At 51.9% G+C, this 16,342-nt stretch carries 14 protein-coding genes; all 14 read left to right on the forward strand.

Annotation, left to right across the window (positions count from 1 at the left end; translation table 11 throughout):
- Positions 1–395: 395 nt before the first annotated feature.
- On the forward strand, positions 396–1,688 hold the full coding sequence (pepB, locus tag ABT58_RS03165) for an aminopeptidase PepB (protein ID WP_047872924.1): 1,293 nt from the start codon (positions 396–398) through the stop codon (positions 1,686–1,688).
- 47 nt (positions 1,689–1,735) lie between these two features.
- Positions 1,736–3,013, forward strand: coding sequence for an aminopeptidase PepB (pepB, locus tag ABT58_RS03170; RefSeq protein ID WP_047872925.1), 1,278 nt, complete (start codon positions 1,736–1,738; stop codon positions 3,011–3,013).
- 188 nt (positions 3,014–3,201) lie between these two features.
- Positions 3,202–3,630 carry a nucleoside-diphosphate kinase gene (ndk, locus tag ABT58_RS03175; protein ID WP_047872926.1) on the forward strand — a complete coding sequence of 143 codons (429 nt, stop codon included), beginning with the start codon at positions 3,202–3,204 and terminating at the stop codon, positions 3,628–3,630.
- A gap of 260 nt (positions 3,631–3,890) precedes the next feature.
- A complete protein-coding gene (rlmN, locus tag ABT58_RS03180) occupies positions 3,891–5,012 on the forward strand; it encodes a dual-specificity RNA methyltransferase RlmN (protein WP_047872927.1) in 1,122 nt (373 codons plus the stop codon).
- A gap of 69 nt (positions 5,013–5,081) precedes the next feature.
- Entirely contained in the window at positions 5,082–5,840 is a 759-nt protein-coding gene (gene pilW, locus ABT58_RS03185) for a type IV pilus biogenesis/stability protein PilW (RefSeq protein ID WP_047872928.1), read from the forward strand.
- Positions 5,830–6,819 (forward strand): cytoskeleton protein RodZ, encoded by a 990-nt coding sequence (gene rodZ, locus ABT58_RS03190; RefSeq protein WP_047872929.1) that lies wholly within the window; start codon positions 5,830–5,832, stop codon positions 6,817–6,819. The genes pilW and rodZ overlap by 11 nt, the downstream gene beginning before the upstream one ends.
- Before the next feature lie 14 nt (positions 6,820–6,833).
- Complete coding sequence (gene ispG, locus ABT58_RS03195) at positions 6,834–7,949, forward strand: flavodoxin-dependent (E)-4-hydroxy-3-methylbut-2-enyl-diphosphate synthase (RefSeq protein WP_047872930.1); 1,116 nt, start codon at positions 6,834–6,836, stop codon at positions 7,947–7,949.
- Positions 7,950–8,052: 103 nt separating this feature from the next.
- Positions 8,053–9,321, forward strand: a complete 1,269-nt coding sequence (hisS, locus tag ABT58_RS03200; protein ID WP_047872931.1) for a histidine--tRNA ligase — start codon at positions 8,053–8,055, stop codon at positions 9,319–9,321.
- A gap of 13 nt (positions 9,322–9,334) precedes the next feature.
- Positions 9,335–9,946 (forward strand): YfgM family protein, encoded by a 612-nt coding sequence (locus ABT58_RS03205; RefSeq protein WP_047872932.1) that lies wholly within the window; start codon positions 9,335–9,337, stop codon positions 9,944–9,946.
- Positions 9,947–9,962: 16 nt separating this feature from the next.
- Positions 9,963–11,120 carry an outer membrane protein assembly factor BamB gene (bamB, locus tag ABT58_RS03210; RefSeq protein ID WP_047872933.1) on the forward strand — a complete coding sequence of 386 codons (1,158 nt, stop codon included), beginning with the start codon at positions 9,963–9,965 and terminating at the stop codon, positions 11,118–11,120.
- A 180-nt stretch (positions 11,121–11,300) separates the two neighbouring features.
- The gene (der, locus tag ABT58_RS03215; RefSeq protein ID WP_047872934.1) at positions 11,301–12,800 is read left to right on the forward strand and encodes a ribosome biogenesis GTPase Der; all 1,500 of its coding nucleotides are present in this window, start codon (positions 11,301–11,303) and stop codon (positions 12,798–12,800) included.
- A 145-nt stretch (positions 12,801–12,945) separates the two neighbouring features.
- A complete protein-coding gene (locus tag ABT58_RS03220) occupies positions 12,946–14,046 on the forward strand; it encodes an HlyD family secretion protein (RefSeq protein ID WP_082210929.1) in 1,101 nt (366 codons plus the stop codon).
- Complete coding sequence (locus ABT58_RS03225) at positions 14,043–15,569, forward strand: DHA2 family efflux MFS transporter permease subunit (protein ID WP_047872935.1); 1,527 nt, start codon at positions 14,043–14,045, stop codon at positions 15,567–15,569. The genes ABT58_RS03220 and ABT58_RS03225 overlap by 4 nt, the downstream gene beginning before the upstream one ends.
- Positions 15,570–15,978: 409 nt before the next feature.
- Positions 15,979–16,206 (forward strand): zinc ribbon domain-containing protein, encoded by a 228-nt coding sequence (locus ABT58_RS03230; protein WP_047872936.1) that lies wholly within the window; start codon positions 15,979–15,981, stop codon positions 16,204–16,206.
- The last annotated feature ends 136 nt before the right edge of the window (positions 16,207–16,342 follow it).

Consider the following 16,342-nt stretch of genomic DNA (forward strand, 5'->3'; position numbering starts at 1 on the left):
CCCGCTTACCCGCTTACCCGCCCAATTCGTCCCATTATCCCAAATTATCATGCTGTGATCTGATCTCGCTCTTACTCTTGTTGTAAATAACTTGTGTAAATTTATCGAGAGGGGCAGAGTAATGAAAATGTTGGATTTTTAGCCAAAAGTGAAACATCTCACCGAGCCATCTCACAGTGATTGAGGGTAATCCCCTGAAAATCGCCCAATCTGCCGGTAGATACCTTGTATTACAAGATTCTGCCCCCATAGCAAGAGATAGCCGGCGTAACAACCATGTCATTGAGTTGTTACTGCTAATTGATTTCCAGCCCTGCGAATCGATGATCTCGGAGTGGCATTTTGCGCGTTGCTATGCAGTATGGGTATGGCAAGGCGCATCCAAGGAGTAATGCATGTCTGTCAAAATGAACGTTTTTCTTTCTCATGACGCTGCGGCCCCGCAGTGGGGCGCCAATGCCCTGGTGACTTTCCAGCCGGAAGGTGCCGTGGTTCACCTTACCGGTGACAATGCGTTGGTCGCGGTACAGCGTGCTGGGCGTAAGCTCGATGGACAAGGCATTAAGCAGGTTGTGCTGGGCGGTGAAGGCTGGGATCTGGAAACCGTTTGGGCATTCATTCAAGGTCACCGTAACAGTAAGCCTGGTAACACCGTTGAGTGGCCGGCACTGTCTGAGCAAGACGAAGCCGAACTGCAAGCGCGCATCATGGCGACTGAGTGGGTCCGTGAAATCATTAACCAGTCAGCAGACGTTGTACGTCCATCCCAGTTGGCCGCGCGTGCCGGTGAATGGATCAAAGCCCTTGCCCCTGAGCAGGTGACGTACAAAATCGTGAAAGGGAACGATCTGTTAGATGAAGGCTGGAACGGTATTCATACCGTCGGCCGTGGTTCAGAGCGTTCGCCTGCAATGCTGCGTCTGGATTACAACCCAACTGGTAACCCGGATGCGCCGGTTCATACCTGTCTGGTTGGTAAAGGGATCACTTTTGACTCGGGCGGTTACAGCATGAAACCGTCAGCGGGCATGATTGCGATGAAAGCCGATATGGGTGGCGCGGCGCTGGCGGCAGGTGCGTTGGCACTGGCGATTGCCCGTGGTACTAACAAGCGTATCAAGCTGATCCTGTGTTGTGCAGAGAACATGGTGTCAGGCCGTGCGTGCAAACTGGGCGACATCATTACCTACAAAAATGGCAAAACTGTTGAAGTGCTCAATACCGATGCGGAAGGCCGTTTGGTACTGGCGGATGGTCTGATTTACGCCAGCGCACAAAATCCGGCGTTGATCATTGACTGTGCCACGTTAACCGGTGCCGCGAAAAACGCGCTGGGTAACGATTACCACGCGCTGTTCACTTACGATCAGGCGCTGGCGCAAAAAGCGCTGTTGGCGGCGAAAGAAGAAAACGAAGGCTTGTGGCCGTTGCCGCTGGATGAAGAGCACCGTGGCATGATGCCGTCGCATTTTGCGGATCTGTCTAACATCTCGCAAGGTGAGTTTATGCCGGGCGCCAGCACAGCGGCAGCCTTCTTGTCGTACTTTGTGGACGATTACCAGAACGGCTGGATGCACATTGATGCCAGCGGCACTTACCGCAAAGGGCCGACCGATAAGTGGGCCGCCGGTGCAACCGGTATGGGTGTACGTACACTGGCTAACATTTTGTGCGATCACGAAGATTAATGAGATAAAGGGCTGCCTGTCTGGCAGGCAGCCAAAAAGGAAGAAGCATGTTAAGGATTACGTTATCTGCTGAGGCACACACCGGAATGTGGGGTGACAACGCACTGCTGGCTTATGACGCCGATGGTGTGGTGATCCACTATCAGGGTGAGTTCCCGTTACGCCGTATTCAGCAGGCGGGCAGACAACTGCAGGGTCAAGGCATCAGCGCCGTGAGCCTGGAAGGGGAAGGCTGGAGCTACGAGCGTCAGTGGGCGTTTTATTGTGGTCTGTCTTCGCCAAAAGGCGCCGTGAAACTGCGCTGGGCATCCATCGATGAAGATGAATTAGAACTGCTGAATGCGCGTCATCACAGTGCGGAATGGTTACGTAAAGTGATCAATGCCTCGCCACAGGAGATGTACCCGGAGCGTTTGGCGGAAGAGGCCGTGGCGTTTTTGAGTGACATCGGCGGCGAGCATATCAGCCATGAATGCATCGTCGGTGATGCGTTGCTTGAGCAGGGCTGGGTAGGCGTACACAGCGTGGGCCGTGCCAGCAGCCGTCCTCCGGTGATGCTGACGGTCGATTACAACCCGACCGGTCAGGCGGATGCCCCTGTGGCGGCGTGTTTGGTGGGTAAAGGGATCACCTTTGACTCCGGCGGTTACAGCATCAAGCCAAGCGCAGGCATGGCCGCCATGAAATGCGACATGGGTGGCGCGGCAACGGTGACAGCGGCGCTGGGTTATGCCATTGCCCAAGGGCTGAACCAGCGTGTGAAGCTGTATTTGTGCTGTGCAGAAAACCTGATTGCGGGTAACGCGTACAAGCTGGGTGACATCCTGACGTACAAAAATGGTCAGACGGTTGAAATTCTCAATACGGATGCGGAAGGGCGTCTGGTATTGGCAGATGGTTTGATCGCAGCGACAGAAACGAAAGCGCCATTGATCATTGATGCAGCAACCTTGACAGGGGCTGCTATGATGGCGGTAGGGACAGATTACAACGCCTTGTTCAGTATGGATAAATCCCTGCTGCTCAAAGCACAGCAATTATCAGATCTGGTCAATGAGCCGGCGTGGCCATTGCCACTGGAAACCTGGCACCAGAGCCAGCTGCCTTCACACTATGCGGATACGGCCAATGGACGTAGCCAGAAAGGGGGCATGGCAGGGGCATCGACGGCGGCGGCATTCTTGTCACGGTTTGTCGATACACAGCAAAGCCAATGGCTGCATGTGGATTTGGCCGCCTGCTTCAGAGAAAGCCCGGATAGCCGTTGGGCAGCCGGCGCGACCGGTTTAGGTGTCGCGCACATTGCGGCACTGCTGTTGGGGTGAGAACCCGTTAGGATAGACCACGGATACAGGTAGCCCTTTATCAGGGCAAACAACACAGCAACGTCAGAAGGAGTCTGCAAAGAGAAGGACGTCAGTAGGGGACAGTGTATTGTGTTTAAGCGGAGCAGCGCGCCGCTGGAATTCGCCACGGCGAGGCCGGCTCCCAGCTTCAAAAGGAAACTATAATAATGACGATCGAAAAGACATTCTCAATTGTGAAGCCAGATGCGGTAAAACGTAACTTGATCGGTGCCATTTACCAGCGTATTGAAAGTGCCGGGCTAAAAGTGGTGGCGGCCAAAATGATCCGTATGGATGCCGACAAAGCCAAAGGGTTTTATGCCGAGCATGAAGGCAAGCCTTTCTTTGATGACTTAGTGGCCTTTATGATGTCTGGCCCTGTGATGGTACAGGTGCTGGAAGGAGACAATGCGGTAGCCCGTTACCGTGAACTGATGGGGAAAACCAACCCTGAAGAAGCCGCGTGCGGTACGTTGCGTGCCGATTTTGCGTTGAGCCTGCGTCATAACTCCGTACACGGTGCAGACAGCCCTGCGTCAGCAGCGCGCGAGATCGCCTACTTCTTTGCTGACGATGAGATTTGTCCGCGCGACTGATCCCTGTCCAAACAGACCATTCCACGGGAGGCTTCGGCCTCCCGTTTTTTATGGTCATCGCGCTTTCTGACAGGGGCATGACGGGGAACAGGTGGAAACTACTAGCCAAAGCCTGTACAATTTCGCGCCTTAAAACCAAACTGAGTATCACACGCCTGCGAGCGGTGATACGGCTTACTTAAGGTCCTGTCGTAGACAGCATATTGCGCTGTATACCTAAGGCACAGATAACGTCACGTAATAGAAAGAGGCAACAACCGATGACAACTGTTAAAACGAATCTGCTGGATTTTGATCGCAAGGGGCTGCGTCAGTATTTTGCCGATGAACTGGGTGAAAAAGCCTTCCGCGCGGATCAGATTATGAAGTGGATTTACCATTTCGGTTGTGATGATTTCGATCAAATGACGAACATCAACAAGAAGTTACGTGAAAAGCTAAAAGCTGTCGCGGAAATTCGCGCACCTTACGTTTCAGAAGCGCAGCACTCTTCTGACGGTACCATTAAGTGGGCCATGCGTGTGGGCGATCAGGACGTGGAAACCGTGTACATTCCTGACGAAGATCGTGCAACTCTGTGTGTGTCTTCTCAGGTAGGTTGTGCACTGGAATGTAAATTCTGTTCAACGGCGCAGCAGGGCTTTAACCGTAACCTGCGCGTATCTGAAATTATTGGTCAGGTATGGCGTGCTGCCAAAGAGATCGGTGTCGAGAAAGAAACCGGTCGTCGTCCTATCACTAACGTGGTGATGATGGGCATGGGTGAGCCACTGCTGAACATGAAAAACCTGATCCCTGCGCTGGAAATCATGCTGGACGATCTGGGCTTTGGCCTGTCGAAGCGTCGCGTGACCGTTTCTACCTCAGGTGTGGTATCGGGTCTGGATCAGATGACCGGTAACATCGACGTGGCACTGGCGATTTCGCTGCATGCGCCAACCGATGAACTACGCTCTGAGATCATGCCAATCAACAACCGCTGGAACATCGAAGACTTCCTGGCCTCAGTTCGCCGCTACATCGCGTCATCAAACGCGAACCGTGGCCGTGTGACGGTGGAGTACGTGCTGCTGGATCATGTTAACGATGACATGGAACACGCGCGTCAGTTGGGGGCATTGTTGAAAGACACCCCAGCGAAGATCAACCTGATCCCGTTCAACCCGTACCCGGGCTCGCCATACAAAAAGCCAAGTAACTCACGTATTGACCGTTTCATGAAAACCTTGATGGAATATGATTACACGGTCACGATCCGTAAGACCCGTGGTGATGATATTGATGCGGCTTGCGGACAATTGGTTGGTGATGTGATTGACCGCACGAAACGAACACAAGCGAAGCTTCAAAACGGTGAACAAATCCCGGTAAAATCAGTCTAATACAGACGGTCCCAGTCCAACTTTAGCGGTTGGACTGGGTATACATATGGATATAAATGTGGGGTTGTAATGGTACGGTGGACGATGTACCCGTTATTGTGTAGTTTAATGATTGGCTGTGTAACGGTCGATGATGCTGGCAATGCGAAACAGACAGTAGACAAAATAGAAGCGTCAGAAGCACGCATCGCACTGGGCTTAAGCTACCTGGAGAATGGTCAGTGGCAGCGCGCACGGGATAATTTGGAAATCGCATTAGAATATGCCCCAAAATATTACCGCGCACAGAACGCCATGGCCTACTATTATCAACAGGTTGATGAGCCAACTCAGGCAGAAGCCCTCTATAAGCAAGCACTGCGTGATTCACCGAAAAACGGTGATGTGCAGAATAACTACGGCACGTTTTTATGTGCGCAAGGACGTTACGACGAGGCGATTTCAGCCTTTGAAAAGGCGATTGCCCAGCCTTATTACTACCTAACGTCTGCCAGTTATGAAAACGCCGCATTGTGCAGCTTGAAGAAAGGCAGCGAGTCTGAAGCACGTGTCTATTTTGATAAAGCCCTGGCTTACGACCCATACAGACCAATGTCAATGTTGCAGCTGGCGAAGTTGGATATTAAGGACGACAACCTGAAAGATGCACGCGTCCGGCTGTTTAAATTCAACAAGAGATACGGGTACAAAGCTGACAGTTTATGGCTGTTGATCCAATTGGAGAATCAGGCAGGCAGTCAGAGCATGGTTGAGAAATACGCCGGTATTTTGCAACAGCAGTTCCCGGGCTCTAAGCAATATCAAAACTATCTAGCCAATGAATACTGAACAGAACGAAGAACGATCAACAGAAGATAGTCATCTTCCCGGGGATATGCTGCGTCAGGCTCGTGAGAAGCTAGGCTATTCCCAGAAAGATGTTGCTAGCCGACTGAGACTTCGTCAGTCGGTGGTCAATGACATCGAAAATAACCATTTTGAAGAAGCACAACTGGCCACGTTTACCCGTGGCTATGTGCGTTCATATGCGAAATTTGTCGGTCTTGACGAAAATGCGATTTTGGCCAAGTTGGACCATCACGGTCACGCTCAGCCGCAAGAACAAGAAATGCAGAGCTTTTCTCGCCGTACGAAGCGAGAAGCCCACGATAGCCGTATTATGCGCCTGACTTGGGTGCTGGCGGTGCTGTTCATTGGTTTAACCGGTGTGTGGTGGTGGCAGAGTCTGCAAATGTCTCCGGAAGCAGAATTGGCCGCGACCGTCAGCACGGGAACACCACCGCTGGATGAGTCACTGGCAACGGCTGGGCAAACGCCTGTTGTGACCGCAGAAACCGTGACGGATTTAAACCCGGCACAAGAAGCCCAGCTGACGACGACCGAGACACCGGCACATGATGCTGTGGTGACACCGGTATCGAATGCCGATGAAGCCCCTAAAGCCGAATTTGTCGACAGCTTCACCGAGGTGGCACCAGTGGATGCGACCAACGATGCGGTTACGCCTGTGGCAGAAGAAACCACCGAGGTGGCTGAGGTTGAAACCCCGGCAGAGCCCGTGGTACCTGCCTCTGATCTTGAATTGAGCTTTACCGGCGATTGCTGGATTGATATCCGCGATGCAAACGGTAAGCGCCTTGATACCGGTATCAAGAAAGCCGGTGATGTTTTGAAGCTGGATGGCGCCGAGCCGTTCAAAGTCGTGCTGGGTGCGCCTGGTGTGGTGACCATGAGTTATCAAGGCAAGCCGGTTGATCTGAGCCGATATCCGGCAGGGAAAGTGGCACGTTTGAAACTGCCGCAGTAAACAGAGTAAATGTAATGCATAACGAGTCTCCAATTAAGCGTCGCCAATCGACCCGTATTTATGTCGGGAATGTGCCGATTGGTGATGGTGCGCCGATTGCCGTGCAATCAATGACCAATACCCGCACAACGGATGTTGATGCGACGGTCGCGCAGATCAAAGCACTGGAAAAAGTCGGTGCGGATATCGTCCGTGTCTCCGTGCCTACCATGGATGCGGCAGAAGCGTTCAAGCTGATCAAACAGCAGGTGAACGTGCCGTTGGTGGCAGATATCCACTTTGATTACCGTATTGCCCTGCAAGTCGCAGAATACGGGGTAGACTGTTTGCGTATCAACCCAGGTAACATCGGCCGTGAAGACCGTATTCGTGCCGTGGTCGATTGTGCCCGCGATAAAAACATTCCTATCCGCATCGGTGTGAACGGCGGTTCACTGGAAAAAGACATTCAGCAGAAGTACGGCGAGCCAACGCCGGCGGCGCTGGTGGAATCAGCGATGCGCCATGTGGACATCTTAGATCGCCTGAACTTCGATCAGTTCAAAGTCAGTGTGAAAGCCTCTGATGTGTTCCTGGCGGTTGAGTCTTACCGTCAGTTGGCGCGTCAAATTGCCCAGCCGCTGCACTTGGGTATCACCGAAGCCGGTGGTGCACGTGCCGGTGCCGTGAAATCGGCCGTGGGTCTTGGCATGCTGCTGGCAGAAGGTATCGGTGATACTCTGCGTATTTCACTGGCCGCTGATCCGGTTGAAGAAATCAAAGTCGGTTTTGATATCTTAAAATCACTGCGTATTCGCTCTCGCGGCATCAACTTCATTGCCTGCCCAACGTGTTCTCGCCAAGAGTTCGACGTGATCGGCACCGTGAATGAGTTAGAGCAGCGTTTGGAAGACATCACCCTGCCAATGGACGTGTCCGTGATTGGCTGTGTGGTGAACGGTCCGGGTGAAGCCGAAGTGTCACACTTGGGTATCGCCGGTGGTAACCGTAAGAGTGCTTTCTACGAAGACGGTATCCGTCAGAAAGAGCGCTTTGATAACGACAACGTGATTGATCAGCTCGAAGCGAAGATCCGCGCAAAAGCCTCTATCCTTGATGTGAATAACCGCATCAATGTGACAGAAAAATAACGAAATACTGGGGAATCACGCCTGTAATGCACGGGCGTGGTTCACTATTGGCGTTATAACCTATATATTCAACTCCATTCCCCATCGGTTAACGAGAATAAACGTGGCGAAACAAATTCAAGCAATTCGAGGCATGAACGACTGCCTTCCAACCCAATCTCCACTTTGGCAAAAAGTGGAAGGTACCATTAAACAAGTAGTCAGCGCATACGGTTACAGTGAAGTACGTATGCCTATCGTTGAATCAACGCATTTGTTTAGTCGGGCAATCGGTGAAGTTACGGATGTTGTTGAAAAGGAAATGTACACCTTTGAAGACCGTAACGGCGATAGCCTGACCCTGCGCCCAGAAGGCACAGCAGGTTGTGTACGTAACGGTATTCAAAATGGTCTGCTGTACAACCAGGAACAACGCCTGTGGTACACCGGTCCAATGTTCCGCCATGAGCGTCCGCAGAAAGGCCGCTACCGTCAGTTCCACCAGTTTGGTGTGGAAGTGTTTGGCCTGAACGGTCCTGACGTTGACGCAGAACTGATCATGATGACAGCACGTATGTGGCGTGAACTGGGTATCCATAAGCACGTTCGTCTTGAGCTGAACTCTATCGGTTCACTGGAAGCACGTGCAGACTACCGTCAGGCATTGGTTGCGTTCCTAGAGCAGCACATCGACATCCTGGACGAAGACTGCAAACGTCGCATGCACACCAACCCACTGCGCGTACTGGACACCAAAAATGCAGCGATTCAGGAAATCCTGGTTGATGCACCAAAACTGTCTGAGTACCTGGATGAAGAATCTAAGGCGCATTTTGCGGGATTGTGTGAACTATTAGACGCTGCTGGCATCGAATATCAAGTAAATGAACGTCTTGTACGTGGTTTAGATTATTATAACCGCACCGTTTTTGAGTGGATCACCGAAAGTTTGGGCGCGCAGGGTACCGTTTGTGGCGGTGGCCGTTATGATGGCTTGGTAGAGCAACTAGGCGGTAAAGCAACACCAGCTGTAGGCTTTGCAATGGGTCTAGAGCGTCTAGTGCTGATGATGGAAACACTGGAGCTGACCGACGTACGTCGCGCAGTGGACGTGTACGTTGTGACTGCTGGCGAAGGCACCATGATGGCAGGCATGAAACTGGCTGAGAAGCTACGTGAAGAAGTGTCTGGCCTACGCGTAATGAGCCACTTCGGTGGTGGTAACTTCAAGAAACAATTCAAACGTGCTGACAACGTTGGTGCGGTAGTCGCATTGGTGCTGGGTGAAAATGAAATCGCCGAGCAAACCGTAGTAGTTAAAGATCTTCGCGGCGGTGAGCAAATCACTATGGCGCAAGACGAAGTGGCAGCAAAGCTGGCCGAATTGATTTAAGAGAGGACAGGAAGTGGACGGCAATATCACAGAAGAACAGCAAGTTGAACAGATTAAAGCTTGGTGGAAAGAAAACGGTAAAGCCGTTGTTCTCGGTGCTGTGATTGGTCTGGGTGGTCTGACTGGCTGGCGTTACTATCAGTCTGAAGTTCAGTCAGCCAAGGAGCAGGCATCTAATGCTTACACGCAAGTGGTAACAGCATTGGAAAGCGGTAAGGCCGATGGCATTGCCGATGTTCAGGCGTTCATTGCAGCACACGAAAGCAGCCAGTACGCAGTATTGGCTTCTCTACAGCTTGCAAAAGCGCAGGTAGAGAACGGCGATCTGAATGCCGCCGCTGAACAGTTGCGTTGGGCGATCAGCCACACTGACGACGAAGCGATTCTTCCTGTTGCCAAAACTCGCCTGGCGCGTATTTACGCTCAGCAGCAAGACTTCGATAAAGCCCTTGCTGAACTGGATCAAGTTGGCTCTGAAAGCTGGCAGGCAAAAGTGGATGAACTGCGTGGCGATATCCTGTTGCACAAAGGCGACAAGGTAGCGGCGCGTGAAGCTTATGCAAGTGCTCAGCAGTTGGGTGGTTCACCGGCACTGCAGGTGAAGCTAGACGACTTGGCACAGTAAGGTAGGGCGTGAGCGTATGCAGAAGGTGTTAAAACAAGCTATCGCAGTGGCATTGGCCGCAGGGTTGCTCGCCGGTTGTGCCGGGGATGAAGACACTATCCAAATGGCACCTTTGCCAATGATAGAAAGTACCTTCGCCCCAGCCAAAAGCTGGAGCAGTGAAGTGGGCGACGGCATTGGCCAGTATTTCTCACAACTGCGTCCGGCATTGGGGTACGGCAAACTGTTTGTTGCGGCCCGTGATGGCAAGGTGAAAGCGTTGGATCCCGATACCGGTGCCCTGATTTGGGAACGTGATCTGGAAGGTGACGTACCGGCCCGTTTATCCGGCGGTATTACCCTGTCATACGGCAAGGTGTACATCGGTTCTGAAAACGCGGAAGTGATTGCACTGGATGCGGAAACCGGTGAGCTTGTATGGCGCAGCCCGGTGGAAGGGGAAGTGTTGTCCCGTCCGTTGTTGGATGAAGGTCTCGTGGTCGTCAACACCAGTCGTGGCGTGCTACAAGCGCTGGATGCCGATACCGGTGAAGACCGTTGGCAGCTCGGCAGTGAAGTACCGACCCTGACGCTACGTGGTGACAGCTCACCAGTATCGATTTCTGGTGGTGTCTTCTGGGGACAGGCAAACGGCCGTTTGGCAGGTGCCCTGATGAATACCGGCCAGATGCTGTGGCAACAGCCGATTGGTTCGCCAAAAGGCGGCACCGAGATTGACCGCTTGGTGGATGTGGATGCATCACCCGTGATCGATGGCGAGCGTCTGTATGCGATTGGCTATAATGGTAACTTGGTCTCTATCGATTTGCGTACGGGTCAGGCCGCGTGGAAACGCAGCTACTCGTCAGCCACGGATTTCGTGATTGATGGCAGCCAGCTGTTCCTGATCACCGATCAGGATCATGTGGTCGCCGTGGATATCCGTAGTGGTACCGAATTGTGGGCGAACAAGTTGCTGGAATACCGTCGTTTGAGCGCACCAACCATCATCAACGGTTATGTGGTTGTGGGTGATGACGAAGGTTACTTGCATTGGCTGGATCCGTACAGCGGTGACTTTGTGGCACAGCAAGAGATCGGCGGGGGCGGCATTGCAGTACCTCCACTGGTTGCCGGTGACGGCTATGTTGTGGTCACGCGTGATGGCTCGATTAACAAAATGCAAATGCCGTAATTTGTCGGTATAATACGCACCGTTCTAATTTGTCGGCTCCTGCTGTAAATACAGTCAGGAGCCGTTATTGTTATATCCATTCGCGATATTATTGTCGGGTGAAGGCCAGAATATTCTGTGGCTGGAGGCAAGAATGAATGGACGATATGTCAGTAAGACTATGAAAAGTATGAGGTACTTATGATTCCTGTTGTTGCCCTGGTTGGGCGCCCAAACGTGGGTAAATCGACGTTATTTAACCGTCTTACCCGTACAAGGGATGCGCTGGTAGCTGACTTTCCTGGCCTAACAAGGGATCGTAAATACGGTAAGGCTGAACTGGAAGAACACGAATTCATCGTGATCGATACCGGCGGTATCGACGGCACGGAAGAAGGCGTGGAAACCAAAATGGCAGAACAGTCACTGGCTGCGATCGAAGAAGCGGACGTGGTGCTGTTCCTGGTGGATGGTCGTGCAGGTCTGACATCGGCTGACGTGGCAATTGCAGAACACCTGCGTAGCCGTGAAAAGCCAACCTTCTTGGTAGTAAACAAAATCGACGGTATCGATGCAGACAGCGCGTGTGCAGAGTTCTGGAGCCTGGGTGTGGATGCGATGTACCAAATCGCCGCTGCACAAAACCGTGGCGTGACCGCGTTGATGGAACGTGCATTGGCTCCGTTTGCCGACAAGTTGAAAGATGAAGCCGAAGACGGTGAAGAAGCAGAAATGCAGATCGAAGATCTGACGTCTGTGGAAGACATCGAAAAAGCGAACCTGTCAGAAGCGGATGCAGAAGCAGCGTACAAACGTCTGCAAGAGCAGCCAATCAAGCTGGCGATCATCGGTCGTCCAAACGTGGGTAAATCAACCCTGACGAACCGTATTCTGGGTGAAGAGCGTGTCGTGGTCTACGATATGCCGGGCACTACCCGTGACTCTATCTACATTCCGATGGAGCGTGACGGTCAGGAATACGTACTGATTGATACTGCGGGTATTCGTCGTCGTAAGAACATGCACATGGCGGTTGAGAAGTTCTCTGTGATTCAGACGCTAAAAGCGGTTGAAGACGCGAACGTCGTACTGCTAGTGATCGATGCGCGCGAAAACATCTCGGATCAGGACTTGAGCCTATTGGGCTTTGCCCTGAACGCAGGCCGTTCTTTGGTGATTGCGGTGAACAAGTGGGATGGTCTGGACAACGACGTGAAAGAGCGTGTGAAGTCTGAACTTGACCGCCGTCTGGGCTTCGTTGACTTTGCCCGTATTCACTTCATCTCTGCATTGCACGGTACCGGTGTGGGTCACCTGTACGAGTCAGTGAAAGAAGCGTACCAGTCTGCGACTAAGCGTATCAGCACCTCGCTGCTAACGCGTATCATGCAGATGGCACAGGACGATCACCAGCCGCCGATGATCCATGGTCGCCGTGTGAAGCTGAAATATGCGCACGCGGGTGGTTATAACCCACCGATCATCGTGGTACACGGTAACCAGGTGAACGAGCTGCCTGGCTCTTACAAGCGTTACCTGATGAACTACTACCGTAAGTCTCTGGAAATGATGGGTACACCAATCCGTATTCAGTTCCAGAACAGTGAGAACCCGTTTGAAGCGAAGAAAGAGAAATTAACGATTTCTCAGGAACGTCAGCGTAAGCGTCTGACGTCTGCGCTGAAAAACCGTGGTAAATAAGCCCTCGGTATAACGGCTCTGTATTATGACGGCGATCCTTTGGGGTCGCCGTTTTTTTATGTGTGTCATCAGTGAGGATCGTTCGGATCCTTTTGACTGCTATGCTTTATCCATTCTGTTTGATGTTCAGACTCGGGCTGTGGATATGAAAGCGAGTACCCTGCAAACCCTGCGTAATCTCACCCTTCTCACCGTTATTGGCCTTGTTCTGGCTGTTGCAGGTTATCTGTATGTTCAGCATCAAAAACGCTATCCCAGCACAGAAGATGCCTATGTGCACGCCAATATCGTCTATGTTGCCCCGCAGGTCTCGGGTAAAGTGCTGGCGACCAATGTGGTGGATTTCCAAAGCGTGACCAAAGGGGATTTGCTGGTACAGATCGATCCGGCGCCGTATCAGGCCAAATTGGATGAAGCCAAAGCGTCGTATGAACTTGCCACCCAAAACAATGCTGCCACCGATGATGCGATTCTGGCGGCCAGTGCCAATGTGCGCGGGGCGATGGCCAAGCTGGCCGATGCGCAAAGTACCTATCAGCGGATCAAACAGCTAGTGGCGAAAAAATTGCTGCCACAACAACAACTCGATGATGCCAAAGCGGATTTGTCGACCGCTGAAAATGCTGTCGAAGCGGCACGGGCCACCATGTCGCAACTGATCACCGCGCAGGGTGCGAAAGGCACTGATGCGCCGGAAGTCAAACGCGCCGCCGCCGCCTTAAGCAGTGCCAGTTTGTCGCTTTCCTACACCAATATTTTTGCCTCTCATGACGGTGATTTAGGCCAACTGCGTGTGCACCCCGGCAGTGTGGTGTCACCGGGCCAAGCCTTGGTGCCATTGATTGAAGCCAACAGCTATTGGATACAGGCCAATTTCAAAGAAGATCAAACCGGTTTATTGAAAGTGGGGATGGTTGCCACCATCGAATTGGATCTCTATCCGGATGTGACTTACACCGGAGTGGTGGAAGCGATTTCTCCTGCCAGCGGTTCATCGTTTTCGCTCTTGCCACCGGAAAACGCTACCGGTAACTGGGTGAAGGTGCCACAACGCTTTCCGGTCTTGATCCGTTTAGATACCGCCTCGTTACCCGCCGATTACCCGCTGAGAGTGGGAGCCAGCAGTACGGTCACTGTCGATACCACCCAGCAGCAATCACTGCCGCTGACTCCGGCTGTTTCGCTGCCTGATAGTCAGCCAGAAACTAAGCTAGAAACCAAGCCTGACGCGCAGGAGACACCATGAGTGGGGAAATTCCGGTATCAGCGGCAACGGAGGATACCGTTCCTGTTAATCCGGGCAACCGCACTTTAATCACCTTGGCCGTGATGCTGTCGGCCATCATGGTGCTGCTCGACATGACCATTGCGAACGTGGCCTTACCCCACATGATGGGGGCACTGGGGGTTACGTCAGAGCAAGTCACCTGGGTGTTGACCTCCTATTCCATGGCCGAAGCCATTTGTATTCCGCTGGCCAGTTATCTCTCGCTCAAATTAGGGATTCGGCGATTATTGCTGATCTCCGTTTCCGGTTTTATTGTTACCTCAGCACTGTGTGGGCAGGCGGATTCTCTGACTGAGATGGTGACCTTTCGGATCATGCAGGGTGCTTTTGGGGCGGCGGTGATCCCCTTGTCGCAATCAATTATGGTGCAGATTTACCCGCAGGAAGAGCGCGGTAAAGCCATGGCCTTGTTCAGTGTCGGTATTTTATTGGGGCCCATTTTAGGACCGACGTTGGGCGGCGTGATCACCGAAAACATGGATTGGCGTTGGATATTCTACGTGAATTTGCCTGTTGGCCTGTTTTGTTTGGCGATGTTGTTTTTGTTTGTGCATATCGACGGGCGCGGTGAGAGCAAGATTGACTGGTGGCTGGTGGGCGCCATGGCATTGGGCATAGGTTTGTTGCAGATGGTGCTCGACCGGGGCAATGAAGAAGGCTGGTTCACCTCGAATTTAATCCTGTTTGCGACAGTGATCAGCGCAATTGCACTGGTGTTTTTCATCACGCGATCCTTTCGGATCAAAGGCGACATTGCCCCGGTGTGGTTACTCAAAGATCGCAATCTGGCCATGTCATGCCTGGTGATGGCCGGTTTTTCCATGGGGATGTTTGGGATTACGCAATTGCAGCCGATGATGCTGGAAAAGCTGCTCGATTATCCGGTGGATACCACCGGGTTTGCCATGGCGCCACGCGGGCTGACCTCTGCCGTGGTGTTATTGGTGATGGCGCGCTTCATGGATCGGTTGGATGCGCGCATGCTGATTGTGATTGGCTTACTGCTTAATGCGGCGGGCACGTACCTGATGACCCAGTATTCGGCCAACATCAACCTGTATTGGGTGTTATTGCCGAGCATCATTCAAGGCGCGGGGATGGGATTGGTGTTTGCACCGCTGAGCCAGTTGGCCTATGCCACGTTACCGAAAGAATACACGGTGGGCGGGGCAGTGGTGTATAACTTGTGTCGGACGATTGGTGGTTCATTCGGTATTTCTATCGTGAATACCTATTTCAGTCGGGCTGAGCAGCGGGAGTGGCACGCATTGGGCAGTGATTTATCGCTGTTGAACCCGAATTTGCAGCAAGCCGCCCAAGCACAGGGGATGACAGTGACTGATCCGGATTTTCTCGTGCAAATACAGGCATTACTGCTACAACAATCTACGTTGGTGGCGTTTGTGTACACGTTCGGCTTTTTGCTGCTCTCTTATCTTTGTTTGATCCCTCTGCTGCTGTTCTTCAAGAAAAAGTCTTAATTATCATTGTTTTATTTTGTTTATTGTCGGAGTGGTAAGGCTCTGTTTCCGTCTGTCATGATGGGTATCGATATGTCATTGTCGGTGTTTTGTGGATTTATAATATATTGGATCTGCAGCGTGATTCCGGAAGTGTATAAAATAAAATATCGTTTAAAATCCAAAAACAGAACATGTAACTTATGCTTTCGGGAAGTGTATTGATAAATGTTCTTTTGATAGCGGATCGCTGATCACATAGGCTTTTCACGTTGATCAACGGATCCTGTATTGATCATCGTAGTGCCGTTTCATCAGGAAATGTGGAAGAGTGTGAGCGAGTTAGAAGGGATTTAATCGGGATCAAAGGATAATACTGACACTATCGAGTAATATGTTGGCAATAAGACCAGTACATTAAGGAAAAGCCATGAATCAAAACGTGTGCCCGCATTGCAGTAGTGAACTGAGTTGGAAAAACGATCAGTACTACTGTGATTTTTGTCAGCAGTCAGTGTTAAAAAAAGCCGTCTGCCCTGATTGCCAGAGCACCATGGAAAAGCTGCAAGCCTGTGGGTCTGCCAGCTATTTCTGCCACAGTTGCAATGAACTGAAATCAAAAAGCCGGGTACAGATCTGCTTTGAAATGATGGACTAACGCCTCATTCACGCATAAAAAAACGTCGCACGCTCCCAAGCCGGAGAGGCGACGTTTTTTATTTTGTCTGTGCTCGTTTTTCCTGCGCTCGTTATGACAGGCTAAGGGCAAAGCATGAGACACAGCGACAGCGAAA

Origin of the sequence: Photobacterium aphoticum, assembly GCF_001029435.1 — a bacterium.
GTDB classification, from domain to species: domain Bacteria; phylum Pseudomonadota; class Gammaproteobacteria; order Enterobacterales; family Vibrionaceae; genus Photobacterium; species Photobacterium aphoticum.